The sequence below is a fragment of the Streptomyces sp. NPDC047028 genome, from assembly GCF_040644095.1.
Lineage (GTDB): Bacteria > Actinomycetota > Actinomycetes > Streptomycetales > Streptomycetaceae > Streptomyces.
Genome location: NZ_JBEYVS010000056.1, coordinates 1 through 19,687 on the forward strand (window position 1 = coordinate 1; position 19,687 = coordinate 19,687).

The 19,687-nt window shown below is 65.6% G+C and carries 14 protein-coding genes and 2 pseudogenes; 2 read left to right on the forward strand and 14 right to left on the reverse strand.

The genetic code is table 11. The features are described from left to right. Positions 1-288 precede the first annotated feature (288 nt). Positions 289-837: a hypothetical protein gene (locus ABZ854_RS32945; protein ID WP_361218450.1), complete on the forward strand. Its 549-nt coding sequence runs from the start codon at positions 289-291 to the stop codon at positions 835-837. Positions 838-1,964: 1,127 nt separating this feature from the next. Here ABZ854_RS32945 and ABZ854_RS32950 read toward each other — a convergent pair. The 6 genes and pseudogenes from ABZ854_RS32950 to ABZ854_RS32975 form a co-directional block, all read right to left on the reverse strand. Then, a complete protein-coding gene (locus ABZ854_RS32950) occupies positions 1,965-3,821 on the reverse strand; it encodes a GMC family oxidoreductase (RefSeq protein WP_361218453.1) in 1,857 nt (618 codons plus the stop codon). After that, positions 3,818-4,378 (reverse strand): hypothetical protein, encoded by a 561-nt coding sequence (locus tag ABZ854_RS32955; RefSeq protein WP_361218455.1) that lies wholly within the window; start codon positions 4,376-4,378, stop codon positions 3,818-3,820. The genes ABZ854_RS32950 and ABZ854_RS32955 overlap by 4 nt, the downstream gene beginning before the upstream one ends. 164 nt (positions 4,379-4,542) lie before the next feature. Then, positions 4,543-5,208 carry a hypothetical protein gene (locus ABZ854_RS32960; RefSeq protein ID WP_361218458.1) on the reverse strand — a complete coding sequence of 222 codons (666 nt, stop codon included), beginning with the start codon at positions 5,206-5,208 and terminating at the stop codon, positions 4,543-4,545. Further along, complete coding sequence (locus tag ABZ854_RS32965; protein WP_361218461.1) at positions 5,208-5,876, reverse strand: GntR family transcriptional regulator; 669 nt, start codon at positions 5,874-5,876, stop codon at positions 5,208-5,210. The genes ABZ854_RS32960 and ABZ854_RS32965 overlap by 1 nt, the downstream gene beginning before the upstream one ends. A gap of 282 nt (positions 5,877-6,158) precedes the next feature. Next, positions 6,159-6,370 (reverse strand): annotated as a pseudogene (locus ABZ854_RS32970) (transposase); the annotation flags it as partial. A 176-nt stretch (positions 6,371-6,546) separates the two neighbouring features. Beyond that, complete coding sequence (locus tag ABZ854_RS32975; RefSeq protein ID WP_361218464.1) at positions 6,547-7,014, reverse strand: hypothetical protein; 468 nt, start codon at positions 7,012-7,014, stop codon at positions 6,547-6,549. Between the two features lie 456 nt (positions 7,015-7,470). Here ABZ854_RS32975 and ABZ854_RS32980 point away from each other — a divergent pair, with 456 nt between their 5' ends. Further along, complete coding sequence (locus ABZ854_RS32980; RefSeq protein ID WP_361218467.1) at positions 7,471-7,914, forward strand: transglycosylase SLT domain-containing protein; 444 nt, start codon at positions 7,471-7,473, stop codon at positions 7,912-7,914. Between the two features lie 834 nt (positions 7,915-8,748). On the opposite strand, the gene ABZ854_RS32985 is transcribed toward ABZ854_RS32980, so the two are convergent. From ABZ854_RS32985 to ABZ854_RS33020, 8 genes and pseudogenes are all read right to left on the reverse strand, one after another. Then, the gene (locus ABZ854_RS32985) at positions 8,749-10,659 is read right to left on the reverse strand and encodes a TOMM precursor leader peptide-binding protein (RefSeq protein WP_361218470.1); all 1,911 of its coding nucleotides are present in this window, start codon (positions 10,657-10,659) and stop codon (positions 8,749-8,751) included. A gap of 140 nt (positions 10,660-10,799) precedes the next feature. After that, positions 10,800-12,014, reverse strand: coding sequence for a cytochrome P450 (locus ABZ854_RS32990; RefSeq protein WP_361218473.1), 1,215 nt, complete (start codon positions 12,012-12,014; stop codon positions 10,800-10,802). 28 nt (positions 12,015-12,042) lie between these two features. After that, on the reverse strand, positions 12,043-13,179 hold the full coding sequence (locus ABZ854_RS32995; protein ID WP_361218476.1) for a nitroreductase family protein: 1,137 nt from the start codon (positions 13,177-13,179) through the stop codon (positions 12,043-12,045). A 173-nt stretch (positions 13,180-13,352) separates the two neighbouring features. Beyond that, positions 13,353-14,492, reverse strand: coding sequence for a thiopeptide maturation pyridine synthase (locus ABZ854_RS33000; protein WP_361218479.1), 1,140 nt, complete (start codon positions 14,490-14,492; stop codon positions 13,353-13,355). Positions 14,493-14,525: 33 nt separating this feature from the next. After that, positions 14,526-15,434: a thiopeptide-type bacteriocin biosynthesis protein gene (locus tag ABZ854_RS33005; protein WP_361218481.1), complete on the reverse strand. Its 909-nt coding sequence runs from the start codon at positions 15,432-15,434 to the stop codon at positions 14,526-14,528. Next, complete coding sequence (locus ABZ854_RS33010) at positions 15,431-18,106, reverse strand: lantibiotic dehydratase (RefSeq protein ID WP_361218484.1); 2,676 nt, start codon at positions 18,104-18,106, stop codon at positions 15,431-15,433. Before ABZ854_RS33010 ends, ABZ854_RS33005 begins: the two co-directional genes overlap by 4 nt. Beyond that, entirely contained in the window at positions 18,103-18,939 is an 837-nt protein-coding gene (locus ABZ854_RS33015; RefSeq protein ID WP_361218505.1) for a nitroreductase family protein, read from the reverse strand. Before ABZ854_RS33015 ends, ABZ854_RS33010 begins: the two co-directional genes overlap by 4 nt. 66 nt (positions 18,940-19,005) lie before the next feature. Beyond that, positions 19,006-19,497, reverse strand: a pseudogene (locus ABZ854_RS33020) (SagB family peptide dehydrogenase); the annotation flags it as partial. Positions 19,498-19,687: the final 190 nt, after the last annotated feature.

Below are 19,687 nucleotides of genomic sequence, written 5' to 3' on the forward strand. Positions count from 1 at the left end.
GGCGTGATCACCTGCCGGTGATCACGCCATCAGCCACCCCGCTTCGGCGTCCGGTCCGGCAACAACGGCTCGATGCGCGCCCACTGGGCGTCAGTCAGCGACACACCAGGCCAACGATCCGATGATCTGAAAGAAACGGCCTAGACCCGCTCGGATCACTTCCCGACATGAGCGCGCTGCGACACGTCCGCTGAGCAGCGAGGCCCGCCAGCCGGCGAGTTCATCCGGCCGGAAAAGCAAAGGCTCGAGTTGCGCGCGCCACGCACTCGATGCCGCCAGAATCTCCCCATGACGTCGCTCGCTGCGGCCACGCTCTGGTGGCATGACTGGCTCAAGTGGACGCCCGGCTGGCTGGCTTTCGCATGGGCTGTTGGCAACGGGATCTATCTGGGCATCCGGAAGATGCTGGACCGCCGCAACATGCTCGCCCTGGGCACGGCACCGGACGACTTGCGCACAGCGCTCATCACTGCGCGGACTCGACTCGAGGACATCGTCGCCGAGGGACGCCGGGCCGACTGGTTCGCCGCAGAGGAGCGCAGGGAGACCGGCCGGGCCATCAAGGACATGATCGGACGCAGGACGGATGAGACGCTTCGCGAGCACTTGACCGGAGTGGTGGCTGCATGGACTGAGGCGTCCGCTCGGGCTCCCGGCGCGACGGGCCCGATGATGCGGTGGTCGGATCACGTCACCACCCCGCAGGAGCGGGCCGAATCAGCACGTGTGCAAGAACAGTTCAGAAAGGAGACCGAGGAAGCGCGCAAAGGTCTGGCGCACATTACGGGCGCCCTCATGCGGCTCGACGATTTGGAGCGTCGCACTCACGGCCGCTGAAGCCGCTCGCGGCACTGCGAGGTTGGCGCCTCCCCGGCCCCGTACCCGCCGTACGACGTCAGCCGGTGCTCTGAGGGGCCGTCAGAGCCGCAACCACGACGTCCTCGTTGAACCGCCACGGCCCCAGTCGGTTGGTCGCCGCGATGGGCGACGGGACCTGCCGGAACCTTCGAGCACCCACATTAGCACGCACCGAAAGGGGAGTACCCCGGGTGGTCGTGCCCGGGAAGCTTCCGAGAATGCGAGACCCGCTGTAGCTGTCGTGGATGATGTGGAACTCAAGGCCCTCGAGCGGTGGGCAGAAGAATTCAGATGGGACCGGACGTCGTGTCGAACCGAATGCGCATGGAGTTGTCGTCCTGATTGTGATGGACGAGACTATGGTCCTTTACTGCCTGAGGGGTCATAATCTCCCCCGTGCTGGACCCTTACGCCTTTCTGTTGACGAACGTTCGGCAGTGCCGATAGGGGGCCAATTTCTGTCGTGTTGCATAATGCCTCAGTCGTGATTCGTTGTGCCACGCGCAAACTCCTGCGTTATCCCCCTGTCCTCGACCAGCGGCCGGCCCTCTGCTGCCGCTCTCACTGCCCTAATGAGGGAAGGGTGGGGGCGGGCTAGGGTGGCGCGGCAGTTTCGTGGATCGGGGCCGGGGTTTCGCGTTGCGCGTCGGCGGGGACCTCCGCGCTCGGGGCTGGCGCCCGGACCGCACAACGCCGGTCTGACCTTTGGGCGGGACTTGCCCCATAGCCGTGAATGGCCTGCCGTTTCGAACCGCGAAAAAAATAGCGAGGAATTGAGGGCGGATCGGATTCCTGATAGGAAAATATGGATGTTCTTCGTGGGGAAGGTGAAATGAGGGGCAGTGGACGTAATGCAAATACTGACGTCTCATCAGTAATGCAAGAGGATAGAAAACCGCCCTGCTGCTCTGCGTGGCCTGCCCGAGGGATTAGCGGAGCGAATCCCGTTTCATGATATGTGTTGGTTTGTCGGTGGGTCTTCGTCACTGCATGAACCTCAACTTCCCCTGCAATCAGGGACTCCACGTTGCGAGGCTAGGGACAGTAAGCGGAGCGCTGTTCATCCGTGATGTACCCCGCATAGGATGTGTCCTCGGCTCGTTGGTCTACCGAAGGGCTCGTGATTGCTTGGCGGATTCGGAGACCGCCAGTGCGGCTGCCATGATCGTGACCTGTGGGTTGACCTCGGGGCAGGTCGGCAACAGCGAGCCATCCGCGATCAGCACGCCGTGTACGCCGCGCAGCCAACCGTCCGGATTCACCGGCGCGGTCTGCGGGTCGGCGCCCATCGCGACCGTCCCGGTAGGATGGAAGGCCGTCAAGTGTAGCTGACTGGGCGTCACCCCGCGCAACACCTCGAGGAATTTCTCCATCGTGCGCGCCCGTGGGGCGGCCGCGATGCCAGTCAGGACTTCCACCGCGCCCGCGGCGAACAGAATTCTGCCTTGCGCCTCCATCGCGCACAGCAGCTTACGAGCGTCGTCACGGTGCAGGTTGTAGCGGATCAGGCTGCGGCGAGCACCGAAAACCTGGCCGGACGGACGGTCGGCGATCATTGCGCCCAATGTGGAGAGCGAAGCCACGTCGTCCAATTCGGCCCGCAGGGCGCGACCCACACCGGGCAGAACGAACGAGGTCATGCCGGGCGGTCCGGCCGTCGCCTCGAGGAGAATACCGTCACTGTGGAACTTCTCGACTCCCACGCTTTGCAACACTCCTCGCCACGCGGTGACCGGCTCCGAGAAACGCCCGGCGGTGCTGATGGCCGGGTGAATGGCCAGATTCCGACCCAGCCTCGGGTGCCCGCCGAGGCCGGAGCGGCGCAGCAGTGGCGGTGACTGCAGCGCACCGGCCGCTACCACGACCAGGGGACTGAGAATCTCGAGCGTCGTGCCATCAGGACGTCGGACGGCCACGCCGCCCGCGCGCGGTCCGCCCGGACGGTCCCTCTCGGTGAGGATGCGCTCGACGCGGGCGCAGGTGACGATACGGGCCCCGGCGGCGCAGGCGTCGGGGAGCACGGATAGTTGTACGCTCTGCTTGGCGCCCGATGGACAGCCGACGATGCACTGACACGAACCCTTACAACCGGGCGCGTTGCGGCGTAGTGGCCCTGCGTCCCACCCTAGGCGCTCCGCGCCGTGCAGCGCGATGCGGCCGTTGTCACCGAGCACGTCGAGGGGCTGGGTTGCGACCCGGAGGGTACGCTCGACTTCGTCCAGCCGCGCCCCGAACGCGTCGGCGTCGGCGATGTCGAGACCGAAGTCGTCTCGCCAGCGGGACAGAACGCGGTCCGGAGTGCGGTAACAGGTACCGGAATTAACGATGGTGGTGCCGCCGACGGCTCGGCCGGTGGGTATGACCACGGGTGGGTTGCCGAGTGCCACGGTTGCCCCACCATCCCGGTACATGTTCATGAACCGGTCCAGGGGTGCCCGCCGCCCGAACTCTTCGGTGGTGTGCCACTCGCCTTCCTCCAGCACGACGGTAGTCATCCCAATGCGTGCCAGGGTGCGGGCCGCGATGGCCCCGCCCGCGCCGGAGCCGATGACGATGGCGTCGGCAGTCGTCCGGTCCGGCCACTCGGTCGACGGCACGCAGTCCAGCGGGGGGTCGGCAGTCGGAGTGATGGTCAGCGACTCCTCGTGGAGCATCCGTTCGGTCCCCGCCGCGAGCATCAACGGCACTTTCACGACATCGAGGAGCGGCAGCAAGGCCTTCTGCCCGGTGATCGAAGCGAGGAGCGCCTCGCGGCGGTCCGGGCTGAGAGCGTCCAGTCCTTGGCCGGTGCGCGCCCGGGCGTAGGTGTCGAGGGCGGCGGCCGCGCTGCGCACCCCGGCTGCCGCGGCCCGCGGCATGAAGGCGAGCATCCCTTCGAGCCGCCGCGGCACCGCCCTCACCCACGGCTCACTCCCGTCGTCGGCCAGCACTGCGGCGACCAGGCCGCTGAGCCGGCGGCTCACCGAGTGCCCACTTCCGCATGCGCGGTGCCCTTGAGAGTCCACTCCGCCTCGGTGCGCCAGGCGCGGCCCTGTCGTTGTTCGAGGATGACGTGCGCATCGGCCGCCTCACTGTTGTGGCACACGGCGGTGCTCCCATCGGGGTCCGTGTAGTCCACGGCGAGGGTCCGTTCTTCCGGCTGGGTGATCGTGACGTGGATGCGGCGTCCTCCTGCGCGGCCGGTCACCGTCCACACCGGCAGGCCGATCCGGGCTTTGAATCGGCCCAGACCTGCCCAGCCGACCGCAGTGCGCTCGGGGCGCCGCGGCCAGGTTTCGCAGTTCTTACGGAGCCGTAGGAAGACGAGCGGGGGCAGCTGCTTGAGGGCGGACCGTGTCGACACGGCGGCCACGATTTCCAGGACATCGCCGCCGCCAAGATCAGCGTGCAGCCAGGCCCAGCGGCGTGCATTGCTGTGCCCGTAGATGCGCGCTGTGGCGCCCGGAGCGTCCGATAGATGAAGCTCGCCGCCCTGATAGGCGACGATCCCGGAGTACGAGGAGCGGGCCGCGGGCACCATGTGTGCGGCGGGCAGCAGTTGGTGCCGCCACGACCAGCGGGGGAAGGTGTACAGAGGATCGCAGTCCTCGGGGGATTCGGACAGCTTCCAGCTGATCTTGCTCGCGCTGCCGACCAGTTCGCCAGGCCTGACGGAGACGCCCCCGGTACTGAATCCGCGGCTGCTCAGCTGCCACGGCTGGGGACCGAAGCGGGCGTGGAGTGGGGGCCCTCCTGTGGGTAAAGGGCTACCCAGCCGTGCGCATACGCCTGCGATCCGTCGCTGGGTGCTACCACTTCGTGGTGTAGCCAGAGCCCGGTGCGGGTCATAGGGTCGGTCAGCGTGGTGTACCAGACCTCTATGTGGCCCGGCTTGCCATCCCAGCGCGGAGCCAGGTGACGGTCGGCCTCGTCGCGGCGGGGGAAGCGGAAGCTTGCGAGGAACGGCAACAGCTCGGTAGTGACCGGGAAGCGCAGAGTTCCACGCCCGGCCAGCTTGCCGTCCTTTAAAAGAGTAAAGGGAAGAACGGTCATGGACTTCAGCGGCCGCGACAGAGAGATGGACTTCCAACCGTCGAAGGAGTAGCGGCTGCCCTGAGCGGTGAATACCACTCGATAGCGTATCCGTCTTTTGGTCAGAGGCGAGATTTCGATCGCACCCGTGGCATGCGGGTCGTCCGTTAAGCCAGCGATCCGCACTCGCGCAGTCGCCCGTGCGTCAGTGGTGCGGTGCAGCAGCATCAGCTCTTGGGTGCACACGGAGAGGTCCAGGCGCATCCGCCGCGGGGATTCCTCTCCGTCGAGGTGCACTTCACCCAACATGAATTCTTCGAATGTGGTGCTGGGGCTCATCAGGAGGTCCCCAGTTCGTCGAGCATGATCTGCGCCGTCTCGGCCAGATACGAGTCGGCTGCCGCATGGGCGGCCTGGTGGTCACCGGCCTCCACTGCGGCGACGATGGGCTCGAGCCGGTCGTGAGCCGATCGAGGGTCTAAGAACGGAGCGACGAGGTGCGAACGCATCGGTAGGTAGGCGTTGAGGAGGGTGTTCGTGAGCAGGCCGTAGACCCGGTTGTCCGTCGCACGTGCCAGAGCCCGGTGCACCTCCACATCGGCGAGCTGGACTGCGTCGCGGTCGTTCGCCTCGCCGACGGCTGTGAGCAGCATACGGAGTTCGATGCGCTGCTCCGTGGAGGCCTTTACGGCGGCTCGCTCGGCGATCAACGCTCCGACGGTTCGCCTGACTTCGAATACCTCATGGAGCCAGGAGGGGCTGTGGCGCACCAGTATGGGCAACAGGTCGGCGCCACCCAGTTTCGCGAAGTCCCGGACCCAGGTCCCGACGCCATGCCGGGTCTCCAGGAGGCCGGCCTGGATGAGCCGGCCGAAGGCGTGCTTCAGCGTGGTGCGGGTGACGCCGTACCCTTCGGCCAGCTCCCGCTCTGGCGGAAGGTAGCTGCCCGTAGGGTGGCGCCCGGCGAGAATGTCCTCGCGCAGCTGGTTCTCCAGTACGTCGACCATCGTATTGCGTGGCAACGTTTCCAATGAATCGTCCTCTCTTACCAGCTGATGCCTGGCTGAGCTGAGTGGCTGAGTGGCTGAGTGGCTGAGCCACTGAACCACGCCGGATGTGCATGGGCAAGACCCCGACCACCGAAACGGCCAAAGTTTGCGGATTAGGCCACGTGCAGTGCAGGCAGCCCAGCGCCGGTCATGTCCTGCGAGGAGTAGTGACGGAGGCTGTTTCGGTTCCGGTTGTTGGGTGTTCTGCGGGTCCGTTGGCTTGGTGGTGAAGAGCTAGGTCATGGAAGCTTCGTAGAGCCAGCGGCGGTTGAAGACCTGCCACTCGTCGTGTGTTCGGCCGGGACGCCGGCGGCGAGCACAACCAGGGCGGTGGGGCTGGGGAAAATCTGGACGACGTCGGCCCGCCGTTTGATCTCCCGGTTCAGCCGCTTCAGTGGGTTGGTCGACCCGATCTCCTTCCCTTGTGCTGGCTGAAAGTCCGCGATGGCGGTAAATGCCCGTTGTTGTATCCAGCAGCATCCCCTTGCCCCGCGGAAATGCCCTCCGAGATGCCGGTGCGTTCGCTGGCCCGTGATGTGGAGTCTGTGGGGCTGGCGGTCGCGGATGTCGCCGTAGTGCACCTTGAGGGCCGACTGCTCGTCGGGGAAGTTGCTACAGCGGCGGTCCCCTATGGCACTGGCACTGGCGTCTGGTGGAGGGATGAGCCGGCAATAACCAGGGTGCCGACAGTGGTGGCACCGGTGGTGTAGTGGGCACGGGTGACTCCAGCGATTGCCAGGGCCTGCTGGCAGCGGGGGCAGGGCCGGGCAAGTAGCGGCGAGCCCGCTAGGTTGACGCGGGCGATGTAGATGACCGCCCCTGCAGTGTGGCGGGCACGACGAAGTACGGCTTCCTCGGCGTGGAAGGTGGCATGCCTGAAATCGATCATCGGATTGTTGCGGCGGAGGTTCGGGGACCAGGCCAGCACCCGGTTGCCGGCCACGAGAACTGCAGCCATTCGGTAGCGGCAGCGAGATCGCATGGCCTGCCGGATGGCAAGATCTATCGGTGCCATGTAGCCGAACCTTCCAAAGGATTCTTCAGGCCGCCGCCCTCGCTCCCGCTGGACGTGCCCACCAGATGTCGGTAGTCCCATTGGCTCACATGAGTTAACTATGTGTGTGACGCCTTCGCTGCCTTGAGTATTACATACTCGTAAAAGGCAGGGCGCTGATCAGAGCATGCGTCGGCGATGGCTGCGGTATTGACGCGGGGTGATCGTAGACGCTGAATGTTTCGGTTCTGGCAAGTTTCCCAAGGTCGCAGCTCACTTGGATGCCGCTCAGGGCGAGGCGCTGGCGTTCACCGCGTCCCTCGCGAGATCTCGCGGCAGATCTAGCCGAACAACCCGAAGGAACGGCTGAACAACGAGATCCGCCGCCCCGCGGGGTCGGCAATTCTCCTACCAACCTGGCTAGGGAAATCTTAGCACATAAAGGACAATTCGCCCCGGTCCGGGCACCTCCTGAGTATCGATCGCTCTGGGGCGCTCCTCGAGGCGGTTGCATTTTTTGTCTGTCCGGGTGGTTCGACCGAAGGAGACAGACTAGATATGATTCCGCTCACCGTCCGATTCTGCCAGCTTCGCCTCACGGCAACGAAACTGATGCTCTCGGCAGTCGTAGCAGCAATGGCATCCCTAACGGTATTCACCCCTTCTGCCAAGGCGGCGGACAACCAAACAGTCGACACGTGGATCGATCAATCCCTCACGATTTTGGTTGCGTATCACATTCCCGGGAGTTTCTCAGGTATCCACCGAAACCTCATGCGAGAGTCCAGCGGGAACCAGTACGCCATCAATCTGTGGGACTCGAACGCCCGGGCTGGCCACCCCTCCAAAGGGCTGATGCAGGTGATTGAGCCAACATTTGAGGCCTACCACGTCGATGGAACCTCGTGGGACATCTATGACCCAATTGCCAACATCACTGCAGCATGTAACTATGCCGCCCATGTCTACGGGTCGATCGACAACGTGAATGGACCTTACTGATCATTTCAGAATGAGCTTGACTCAGGTGGCTGGGCCGTTGAGCTGTTCGGGCGGCAGAGTTTGCGCGTGATGACCTGTGGGGACGTGTCGCCCCGCTGGTACCGCCGCACCCGTGGCTCGGCTCCGTCCGGGCCGTCTGACCGGCGGACACCGCTGCATCTTGCGAGTGAGGCATCGTCGAGGTCATATGCACCGGTGTGACTGGGCAGACGTGCCAGCCGCGAGGTTCGGCAGCAGCGGGGTGAGGTGCTGGCAGCGGATACGGGACTGGACCGAGGTCGGCGTGGGCCCCGCTTGCGCCGGACCCTCCTGGTCGCGTGGGACGCGTCGGCGCGCGAGGGTAAGGGGACGTGTTGGTGCCCCTACTCTCGATCCGTTTTCGTTGGTAGTACGCCTTGGAGGCGGCGCAAGATCTTAAGACTTGCCAGCGGCCGCCGAGTGCATGGCTCTCAGCACACCCTCAATGGTGTGGCCTGCGTAGATTGCTGCTGACGCGACCGAAGTCAAGCTGGCCAGGTGATCGGCACTTCTGAAGGCCAGGTTGCCCACGTTGCGGCGATGAACTCGGCGTCTGGTGCGCATGCCGGGCAGGCTGCCGATCATTTTGGCGCGCGAATGCTTGGCCTGCGCGAGCGGCTTCGTGCAGCGGATGGCGGTCCGAAGTCTGGCAGCCGGTCAAAAGCCCCCCGACCCTTGGCGCCCACCACGCCCATCCGTATACCTCATCTTTAGGGCCCTGACGGGCCATCAGCTCACCAACTGGTTTGGCCCCATTTACGCCTCTGCCCTGCGCCCCTGAGGGTCACGGCTGGCTGACCTGATAAGGCTCGAGCATTACGGAAATGGGTGAGGGTGGGGGTTGATCTCCTTGAGGGCTCTGTCGGTCTGGCCCAATATTCGATGCGCCCGTTGCAGCCGAGGCAGACCGTGGGTCCGTCGGAAGCGATAGCCGAATGTGAGCGGCAGGGCGCCCGGGACCAGTGTCTTGACGCAGCGAAGATTGGCGCGGCGGTGCTCGGCGTTGGTCTGGTCCACGATGATGACGTCGAGTCCGTCAGCCAGACAGCGGCGGATCAGCTCTCGGACGTCGTCACACAGATCAGTGTGATGTGGCCACTGAGCGTGCTCTACGAGGTCGGAGAATTCCAGAACCCGGCCGTCGTTGAGAAAGTCGAACCGGTCGGACGCAGCTGGTTGTCCATACAGCACCAGATGGTCTGGCATCTCGCGGACGAGTGCACTGTTATGGACCATGGCCAGTGCGTCGGCCTGCTGGCCGGCATACCGGTGGGGGAGGACGGCTGCCATCGTCGCTACCTCGTGCAGGACACTGGCCACGGCGGTATGTGGGTCGGGTCCTGCGCTACCGGAGCATATACGGGCTGGCCGGTCTGCTCGCCGGGTGAGATCGGATGCCAGGGCGAGAAAGGCGGGCACCCCGTGGTTCAATGTCATCGCGAAGACCTCGATGTCATAGCCCGTGAAGGCGGTAACCCGATCGGCCAGCAAGGGGATTCTCCTGTCCGGTGCTGACGCGAGGGAAACTCGTGACGTGGCGGCGCGGGAATACCAGGTGAGAAGGAGGGCGTCGCGCTCTAGAATTTCCAGTAGGCCGTGGAACACAGCTTCCGCCAGACTGCTCCCCACTGCACAGCCACTGGAAGTCTCCTGAACGATGGGCAGGTCCCGCATCGTGGCACTGCCGTAGTACGCCACGGACTCCGGCACGAGGACGGGGCGTCCGGCGCGGCACGAGTACCCCCAGACCCAGGGTAACTCCGTGTCCGGCGAGTACGGTTGGTGACCGAAGCCGTCTTCGAGGTACTGCTCCGGGGAGTGGAGTCCGAGCAGGATGGGATCTAGCGCATCACCTGCTAGGTCCTGGAAGCTGCCTCGGACCACGGTGCGGCGGCCTCGGGGCCGCCACCCGCCCAGCCGTTCCAGCGCTTCGGCCACAGCGGTAGCGGCCGCCGCCTCTGCGTTCGTGCCGCGTCCGACGGCGATCTCTGGCCGTCGGCCCGCCAGACCGACCGCGGCTTCGAAGGTCGGCAGCGCGGTATCTTCAACTTGTGCTAGACGTCCTATGACTCCGGTTCTATTACCGATGAAATTTCCCTTCAGATAAGGTAGTTGAGGTCCAATGTCATGCTCGCGAAAGGTGCTTGGCCGGGGCTTGCGAGCTCTGTCCAGCACGAGCAAACCTGCCGTGCGATCATCGTCGTAAAGGGGGTCACACACGCATCCCGCTTCCGGTATGAATCTGTGAAGTTGTGGCAGGTGTGTGTGCCGGGCCACGACGAGAAGACCAAGTTGGGTCAGTGGCAACTGGCCCATGCAGAATCGGCGGGTCTCCTCGGCTGCGATCGACGAGGCGACGTGAACGAGCGTCGGAAGGAGTCGCGCGGTGGAGGTCTCCGACCGCAACGGCACCTCAGGCGCAGCACGCGCTTCGGGGCTGAGCCGCTCTCCGCGTGATCGCACGCATCGGTGGCAGCCGGGGACACCGGGGGAGACCAGGGGGCCCACTAGCACTTCTGTGGTGGTGGCCCGCATGGGAAGCCAATGCTCCCCACGGGAAGCCGCCAGTGCTGCCAGGGCGTCGTCCCGCTCGTCATCCACAGTGTCGTAGGCCGAGACCAGTAGAGTTTGCGAGCCGTGAACGGTCGTGGTGACAGTGTCATCGAGAGCGGCCCGGAGCATTCCCTCGCCGACGATGTGCCACATTGTCTCTTGCTGCTCGGTCATGTGCCGCCGCCCGGTGTATTGCATGCGGGCCGGGCCGCCGGCAGAAGCTGGCGGTACGTGGCCTCGGTGCACCGGGCGCTGATCAAGCGCGGAGTCATGCGTTCCCTTTCGTTCGCGCGGACGATGCGTCCAACGATTCATCAATGGAGAGGAATGACCGGAACCGCCGCGGGGCTACGGATGATCATCGCGGGCTTATACCAGATTTCGCTCCGCTCGCAGTCCAGCCTGAGTGCCGGGAATCTGCGGAAGAGGGCGGGCACCGCCACCTCCGTCTCGAGCTTGGCGAGCGCGGCCCCCAGGCACCGGTGAACCCCGTATCCAAATCCGATGTGTGCGTTCGGACGGCGGGTGATCCGGAATTCGTTCGGTGAGGGAAACGCCGTCGGGTCGCGGTGGGCCGCGCCGAGCACGGGGAACACTGTCTCTCCTGCGGGGATCGTGACACCGGCGACTTCGACCGCCTCCGTGGTCCACCTCCACTGGGACGTCGCAGTGTCGGTGTAGCGCAAAATTTCGTCCACCGCGGCGGACGCCAAGTCCGGGTGCTCTATGAGCAAGCCCAATTGGTCCGGATGATCAAGCAGAGCTAGTACTCCATTTGCGATGAGGTTGGCGGTCGTGTCGTAGCCGGCTACGAAGAAGCCCGCGACCATGACCACGAGCTCCTCATGGGTCAACTGCCCTTCCTCGTCGCACGCCGTAATGATGGACGTCAGCAACCTGTCGTCCGGGGCGGCCCGCTTGGCCGCGATCGTCGCGCGGGTGTACTCCCTTAACTCCCTGACATAGACCGGTACGTTCGCGCGTTCGGCAGGCTCTGTGCTCGACATGGCGTGGACCCACCGGCCGAGCTGGCCTTGGTCGGCAGTGGGGATCCCGAGCACCTCGCAGATCACCATGATGGGGAGCGGGTAGGCGTAGGACATCATTAGATCGATACGCTCCCCGGACGCATGGCTGTCGAGAAGTTGCTCAACGGCAGATGCGATGACTTCGCGCCACCTTGCGGCGCTGCGCGTGGTGAAGGCGCGAGCAGCCACAGACCGAATTCTTTCGTGGTCTGCGCCGTCGGTACTATTCATCGAAGCTGCGCCGGAGAACGCGTCCAACATTTCGGTGAACATCTTCAGGGCTGGCCCCGCGTATTTGGGGTCGCTGCTGAACCGCGGATCGACGAGAACAGCTTTCACGTCGTTATACCTGGTCACCATCCAGATATGCTTTGGGCCATAAGGGACCGGGGCCGGGTAGACAGGCGCGTTATCGCGGAGCCACTGGTACGTGGGGAACGGGTCCTGGAAGTACTTTGGGGTCATCGGGCGGGTCGGGGGTATCTTGATCGAATCTGTCATGGATGGATCCTCTTCCAACTTGAGGGAGTTACAGGCTTCGCTCCGGCCGGGTGCGGTGTGGCGGACACAGCCCCACGGTCAACAGGGCCGCTATGTGCTCGCCACTCGGGCCGAGAACGCGCCGGACGGCATCCGCGTCGAAGTCGCAGTGCATGCGACTCCCAAAGCCCATTGCTGCGGCGGCCAGGGATGCCTGCTGCAGGGCCATTCCGGCGGCGACCCAGTGCTCGTGGGGCGACCTTGCACCTGACTGTCGGTAAGTCGGCAATGGAGGCGGTATCGCCGCTATGACGAAATTGCCTTCGAGACATTCACGTTGCAGGACGCGGGAGGTTGCAGCCGAGGCCAGGTCGGCCGGCATGGATGAGGTACGGGAGCAGGCCAGCGGCCTGCAGCCCTCCACCCCGCCCGACCACAGCGCTGGTATGCCGGGAGCGCGTTGCACGGCGATCCGGAGGCGGACGGTGCTGTCGAGAGCGTCAACCGCTGAGGGTGTGGCCACCGTACCCAGCAGTGCTTTGGCTCGGGCAGTTGTGACGCTTGCCGGGTGGTACCCCAACGCGGCGGAGGCCCGGTGGTCGATGGCCGCCACAGCCGATGCGAGAGCGTCATCGGAGACCACCCTCCTCAACGCCCCGCCAAGGCCGCCCCGGGCGAACACGACCAGCGCAGTTGGCCGCAGGCCGGCCGCGGTGTCGCCGGTAAGGGGAGCGAGAACCGTCCCGCCACGCAAGTGCACCTGAGCGCCCAATCCGGCCGCGGCCCCCGCAGCCACCGCCTGAAACACCGCCGCTCCCGCTTCTAGCGCTGCGAGTTTCTCCGCGAGCCGGCCGTAGTATGGGGTCGACCGTTCGGGGATGGCGGTCACCATCAGGGCGACCGTCGGGCCGGGACCGGGGGTCCCTTGCTCCAGCACTGCGTCGGCATGGTTTTTGCCAGCCACAACGGCCAGCCGGTGATGACGGGGATCGAAGCGGTAAGCACCGTCCTGCAGACCAGCGACACCCCGCACGACAATGGCCACATCGACCGGGTAGCACCGCCCTCCCGACGGTACCGGCCGGGCCGCTACCGATACCGGTGGGTCGAACGGCACTGGACCACCGATCGTCTCGCTGGCGCGCCGCCAGAGGAACCGAGACAGACCAGCGGTGCGATGCAGCATCAGCCCGACATCCGACACGTTGATCGGGCGCCCGGCGATCGCTGGTGGCGGCCGCAACGGAGGCGCCGGCAGAGCCAAGACATCGCCGCGTCGGACGTCCGCAACCGCAGGGAACGGGTGCTGAGTGCCGCGGACGGCTGTGAGTTGCCAGGTCCGGACAGGCGGATTTCCGATCACGGCCGACCTCCGCCCGTGGCCTGGGCGCCACTTCCACCAGCGGCCACGCTGCGGAGCTTTTGCAGAGCCGACCCCCCGAAGCGGTCCTCGACCGCATTCGCGGCCAGGTGGCAGAGCGCGAAGCGCTGCGGCGCGGCCAAGCCCAATCGGCGCAGGTGCAAGTACGTGTACGAGAGCATCACCCGGTACGGTTGGAAGTCCGGATCTTCGTACAGGTATCTCCGCACCACCTCGCTGTCGCGGATCGTGCTGAGGACTTCGCTGTTGTCGATCCACGCTTGTCGCAGGATGTCGCTGCTCACCCCGTGGTGACCTGGCCGTGGGAGCGACATGGCACCCCCGGCCAGCAGGCGGTGTGCCTCGTCGCGGAACGGGGTCGCGACCTCCACCCACGGACGGACCATTGGGAGTTCGGGATCCTCGTGATCCACCGCTGCGATCACCCGGTCGAGCCGGCGGATCAGCGCTGCCCGGCGGCTTTGGTACAGGCCGTCGAGACGCGACCGCATTCCCTCGGCGTCACCGCACGCCGCGATGAAGCCCTCGGCATGCCCGCGGAACGCCGCGAATCCGTGAACGAGCGCCGGGACGCCGCCGGGGCCCTTGCACATGGTGTGCGCGGTGGCTATGAGCAGGTCGTAGGCCACGGATTCTACTGTCCGCCCTCGGCGTACCTCCTCCAACATGGTGAAGGAGAGTGGTGTGGTGGCCGACAGAAACCGGGTCAGCAGGTCCATTTGCACGGGATCGGTGACGCCGAAGTGGGCGGTGGACTCGAAGCGAATGGTGTTGGGATCGGCCAACGGCCAGTACGGCTCGGGGCTGAGTTCTAGCTCCGCCCGCTTGGCCAGTTGCCGGGCTGTCCATTCGCCGTCGAGTGTGGTGGGCCCCGGATGCTGCCTCAGGTATGACCCGATACATTCCTCGAGAGACGGTCGTACGACGGAATCGTAGACCTCGAGGTCACAGAGGACGTTCATTTGCAGATGCGGGCCGCGGCGCCACCCGGGTGCGTGGTAGGCAAGAACCACTGATCGCTCGAGCCGCTCGAACAATGGGCGAACGGCATCGAGCACTAGATCGGTGATATCCCCGCGGTAGTACACCCGCGCGCCGTGCCAGGCGACGGCACCCATGCTTCTGGCTCGTTCGTTTGAATCCATTGCGTCCTATCCCTTTGGTGCCGTAGGTTCCGATAGATCGGCGACGGCGCGGCCGACCAGATGGCGGGCGTACATTTCGTCCTGGACGGACAGGCCTAGGCGGTTGCAGAACAGGTGGGTGCAGGCATCAACCACCGTCCCTAGCCGTGGTGTTGAGCAGACCCTGGGATCGGGGGCGGTCAGCCGAGCCCGAAGCCTTGACGCGGACGCCCACCACGCCTCTTCCACCCCCGGTGCCGCAGCGCCATCCGCGTCTCGGTCTTGCCAGCGGCGCATCAGGCGGCACAGCGGGTCACGTTGTGCCTCGTAGGCCGTGTCGAAATCTCTTCGGACGCTTTCGGACACTGCTTCGGCTAGGGCCCATGCGGGCGTGTCGTTCCATGAATAGATGGCGGAGACGGCCGACACCCCGAGAGCGATCCGGTGCTGCCGGGGTAATTGGGCCTGGACCACTCGTAGTGCGATCTCACTGGACTCGGTGAAGTGCTGTTCGACTGCGGCGAGTTGCCTGCCTACGCCATAGCGGTGATGTTCCGGCTGGTAAGGGACGAACAAGAGGGAGTTATCCGGGACGAGGGGGATCGCCGGTGTTCTCTCCAGCCGAGACAGCTCGTGTGCCCATTGGGCGTACTCTGCCTCCGTCATGGCTGTCGGCGATGGTGAGTGCTCGATGCGTGCCCGGGCTGCTGCTGCGATGGCGGCACGAGTGTCGGGCTCTGCCGCGGCAGGCACGAGGAGCCGCAGGCGCAGATGGGGGCCGCCGTTCCAGTACCGGAGATAGAACCACTTAACGAGGCTCCCGTCTCGTCGGAGCTCGTCGAGCAGGGGGCGGACGGCTTGACGTAGGAGGTCGTCCAGATCGTCGTGGAAGTGCAGGTGGGCGCTCACCCAGACGAGGTCACGGGTTCCGTTCATGCGGCTTCCTCCTTGGCCGTGATCTCGATCAGGAACTCACTTGCCACCGGTTCGCGGGCACCGATGGTCTCGGCGGGGTCGGGCAGGGACTCCTGGAAGCAGACGAGGACGGGGCTGTCATTGGCACGCTCAAGTTCGCGGACCAGGGTGCGGACCAGGAACCAGTTCGCCGTGTCCAGGTAAAAGGGCTTACGGGACTTGGTCAGTTGGAGCCGCGAGGTGGTCGACGTGTCCGAGACGTCCAGCAGCCGGACGAACGTGCGCGGGGGGATTCCATGCTCGCGCAGCCAGCCGGACAGCCTGAGGAGGTACTCGGACGGCGGCTCGCCAGGGCAGGGGCGCGGGACCTCGTTGCACGGGGTGTTCCAGTAGGCGCGCTGGATGGTGACGTCGCCGATGTCGATGCGCGGCATGTGCCAGGTTCCGCGTAGCACGGTTGAGGTGTCGATCTCTCGAGTCCACCGCCATGTGGAGTGCAGGGGTGTTGCCGGCGCGCCGAAACCATCCATGAGTAGGTGTAGTGGAGGCGGCAGTAGCATCTCCGACATACTCGCGGTGTGGACCGGTTCGATGGTCCGGTGGGCCCGGGGCCAGTAGAGCACGGGGTAGTCGTTTGCGCTGCCGATGTCCAGGACGAGTTCGCCGAGGGGGACGAGTCGGTCTGGTCGACGCCTGCTCACCAGCGAGGGATAGTCGATGGCGTACTCGGTGGCCGCCTCACGGACATTGAGGCTGGTGCCCAGGACGTTCTCGATCTCGGCGCGAATCGGCCCTTCGGATGGGGTTATCGTCTGCTGACTGCCGCCGAGAAGCCCGGTGAGCCGGCTGCGGCCCCGGCCGTACCCGCCATTGGCCTGATTGACCGTGAAGTGCAGGCGGTCCTCAATGACGGACGCCTGACCGTAAAAGGCTACGGAGCGCGGCGGGCGGAGGAAGTCGGGCCACGAGGCGACCAGTGACTCGATCTCGGAGCGGCTGATTTTCCGAGGTTCCGGGCCGGTCGGATTGATCAGGGCTGATGCCTCGCGGCGTAGGGCTGGCAGGGCCTGAAGCCGGGGGCAGGGAAGTCGTTCCAGCAGTTCGAAGGCCGAGGTGAGAGGGCGGAAGGCGCGCAGCTGTTCCAAGAGGGACGGCCGCAGGAGAAAAGGGTGTTCGTCGGCCGAGCCGAGCTCGGTGTAGTAGTCGCCGTACAGCTTCAAGAACGGGACCTTGGCGTGTTCGCCGTATCGGTGCCTGGCGTAGGCGGCCAGGCCGAGGCGGAACGGCAGAGCGGGGTCGAAGAGGCCGAGGAGGAGTCGGAACGTGTCGAGATCCTGGGCGACGCCGTTCCAGCGGGGGCGGGAGCAGGCGGCAGCAGGCTCGGTGTATACCCCGGTCTCGAAGAGGGGGCGTCCTGACAGGGGGAGTTCCTCGGGGCCCGCGCCGCATGCCTCGGCGGTCCGGCTGAGCGCGTCTTCCACGGATTGTGCGTGCAGGTAACGGCTTTGGGGGTCGGTTGCCTTCGTCCACGACTCAATGTCCTTCTGGAGGCCTTCGAGGGTCGGCCAAATCTTGGTATCGCCGCGGATGCCTGGATTGTTGGCCAGTTTGATGAGTTCTCCCAGAAAGTCCGAGGACTGGTCCGCGATGGGCAGTCGGGCTTCGACGGCGCCGATGTTGGTCAACCAGTCGAGCAGTTCCGCGGCCCGGTGCCGATTGCGTCCGAGGGCGTGCCCGAACGTGTCGAGCACCTCGGACCTGCCGCAGTCACCGGTCTCACGTGTGGCGGTGCGGAGTGCGTCGAGGCAGGCACGGACGACCGGTGGCTGGACGACCGTGCGGAGAGTGCCGTCTGGGGGCGGAGCCAGGAAACCGAGGGTGTCGCCGTCCTGGCGTGAGGATGGATTGACTCTGATGCGAACCGTGTCGGCAAATCCGGGGTGTCGCGCCAGCGCGCGGCTGACGGCGGCGATGCGTGAACGGTGCAGTTCGACGCGGAACGCGGTGGGAGCGGTCGGCACGAGCACGATCGCGGGACCGGATTCAGTCCATTCGGCGGCGCCGCTAAAGGTGAGGGAACTCAGCGGGCTGGTTTTCGCCGCGGCCCTGGCCACATAGCGAGCCAGACTCATCAAAGCCTTCTCGGGAGGGGTTTTCCCACCCTCCACCCATGGTTCGAGGCGCTCCAGGAGCTCGGGGCTGGTGGCCAGCAGACCGTGACGGAGGTGCGGGTGGGTGGCTGCCCTGCGCAGGGCGTCCCGGCTGCGTGCGAGCTCGTCGGCGAAGACGATATGAAACGTGTTGCGCAGCGCGGATCGCCTCTCTAGAGCGGTGGTCCAGTGGGCCAGGTGTTCGGCCAGTGGGCGCGGCAGGGCCGCAGCAGCGGCGATCTCCTTCGCGGCCGGTCGCCGCATGCCGTGGACGGCCCGGCGCAGGCCCACCAGATGAGGCCGCAGCGAACGGTCGGGGAGGCTGCCGATGGCGGTGTACAGCTCGTTCACGAGGTCTGCAGATGCGGACGCGAACCGGGCCTCGTGATCAAGGACCTCCTCGATCCGTTGGGCGAGGTCTGGGGAACGCACCTGTTCGATCACGGTCGCTGGAAGGCCGGCGATCCGCACGAAGAGTGGTGGTGCGGTGTCCGCCCGCACCGGTGCTGGTGGACGGCAATAGGGGTACACCGTGCTGTTCAAGGCGTCACCTCCATCTGGTAGCGCCGACTGGGGCGGGACCTGCCGACGAGGATCTGGATGACCGGTTCGACCCCCGCAGGGAGGCCCAGCACGGCCCCGACCGCGGCAGCCGGATAACCGTTGTGGATCCTGGCTGCCAGCCCGCTGGCGGCAGCCAGAGTGCACAGCCGCTGTGCAACGATGCCGGCTTCCTGGTGCAGAACTCGGTACGCGCGGTCGCCGAAGACCCGTTCTGCCCTGAGGCGGTCCACCGCTAGATAGAACATCAGGTTGGCGCTCTGGTGGCGGGGACTGAACGTCCACATGGGGATGCCGAACGTCAACTGGTAGCACTCATCCAGCCGCTTGTAGGCTCCACCTACAGCCTGGGTGTGCAGCAGCCCCTCATCCGGACACCACCGGTAGAAGGCGTCCGGCAGTCCGGATACCGCTGGTGCAGCAAAGTAGCAGTTGACCGGAGGCCGCTCGCCCGGAGTCACCAGGTCTGAGGGGTGCGGGTACAGCGCGTGACGCAATGGTGCGGCGATCGAGACCAGATCCACGTCCGGAGCGGGAAATCCCCCTAGGCTGCCGAAACACGAGCCGGAGGTGCGGTTCGCCAGAGCAGCCGCCGCGTCGATGGGGACGTCGGAACCATCGGGCAGGGCGAAGGAGGGGCCCTGACCGGTCGGTGCAGCGGTCCGTACCGCCGGCAGAGTCCGGTGAGTGGGTTGCAGCTGGCGGCTTCGGAGGTCGAGGTCGAGGAGTACCGCACAGCGGTCGGCGTCAAGATCGGACCCGTTCGGATCTCCAAGCCCGGACGCGTCTGGCTCCGGGCTCTTGCAGGTTCCCATGCGGGCTGTCTCGGCCGAGCGGCGCACGGCGGAGTGGCAGCGGTCGTGGAGTGAGACGACCAAGCCGGGACTCTCCGTGTCACCGAGGCCTAGGAGGCTGGAGAACGAAGCGCTCCGAATTCGGTGATGCACGAAGCCGCGGAGCCCGAGAACCCCAGCCGCCATCAAAGCATTTCCTGCCACCACCCCTGCTTCCTGGGCACACAGGCGGTATGCATAGCTGTTGTAGTGCCGGGCCGTACGGGCGTACCGGCTGGTGATCAGGAAAGCCACCCGGGCATCGTCCAGGGAGTCACCCGTTACGTCGGCCAGGGCGGCTCGGGCGTGCCTATCCTCCTCGGCCCGCACGAGCTCAACGGCGTGGTGTAGCGGGTCGTAGGCGTGGAACCCAGAAGAGATTCCGTCGGTTTCGTCCGGAACCCAGCAGTAGAGCTGGGTGGGGAAAAATCCCCGGGCCGACGGTGTTGTTCGGTGGTATGGGTGATCGGATGCGTCGGGGCCCAGTGCCATGCGGACGAGACCGTAGCTGTGCTGCAGGAGGGCAGACAGCATCTCCGCGTCGAGCCGGCGGGCAGCCGGTTCGGATGGCTGATGTGGTGTGAACGCTGTTCTAAGGTCGCCGAGCTTAGGTGAGACAGGCCCCGTCGGTAGTGTGTGGCGCCGCCGCGGCCGTCGTCCTGTCTTCTCCCTGTCCGTGCGGGGGGGTGGCCGGGGCGGGGGTGCCCATGAGTGGGAACCAGGCGTTCAG

Bases quoted from the DNA above. Each gene is read 5' to 3' on its own strand.
- ABZ854_RS33015 (WP_361218505.1), bottom strand. From the start codon at position 18,939: ATGGGAACCTGCAAGAGCCCGGAGCCAGACGCGTCCGGGCTTGGAGAT.
- ABZ854_RS32975 (WP_361218464.1), bottom strand. From the start codon at position 7,014: ATGGGACTACCGACATCTGGTGGGCACGTCCAGCGGGAGCGAGGGCGG.
- ABZ854_RS32985 (WP_361218470.1), bottom strand. From the start codon at position 10,659: ATGACCGAGCAGCAAGAGACAATGTGGCACATCGTCGGCGAGGGAATG.
- ABZ854_RS32955 (WP_361218455.1), bottom strand. From the start codon at position 4,378: ATGGTGCCCGCGGCCCGCTCCTCGTACTCCGGGATCGTCGCCTATCAG.
- ABZ854_RS32965 (WP_361218461.1), bottom strand. From the start codon at position 5,876: ATGGTCGACGTACTGGAGAACCAGCTGCGCGAGGACATTCTCGCCGGG.
- ABZ854_RS32945 (WP_361218450.1), top strand. From the start codon at position 289: ATGACGTCGCTCGCTGCGGCCACGCTCTGGTGGCATGACTGGCTCAAG.
- ABZ854_RS32960 (WP_361218458.1), bottom strand. From the start codon at position 5,208: ATGAGCCCCAGCACCACATTCGAAGAATTCATGTTGGGTGAAGTGCAC.
- ABZ854_RS32980 (WP_361218467.1), top strand. From the start codon at position 7,471: ATGATTCCGCTCACCGTCCGATTCTGCCAGCTTCGCCTCACGGCAACG.
- ABZ854_RS33000 (WP_361218479.1), bottom strand. From the start codon at position 14,492: ATGGGTGCCGTCGCCTGGCACGGCGCGCGGGTGTACTACCGCGGGGAT.
- ABZ854_RS33005 (WP_361218481.1), bottom strand. From the start codon at position 15,434: ATGAACGGAACCCGTGACCTCGTCTGGGTGAGCGCCCACCTGCACTTC.
- ABZ854_RS32995 (WP_361218476.1), bottom strand. From the start codon at position 13,179: ATGCTGCATCGCACCGCTGGTCTGTCTCGGTTCCTCTGGCGGCGCGCC.
- ABZ854_RS32990 (WP_361218473.1), bottom strand. From the start codon at position 12,014: ATGACAGATTCGATCAAGATACCCCCGACCCGCCCGATGACCCCAAAG.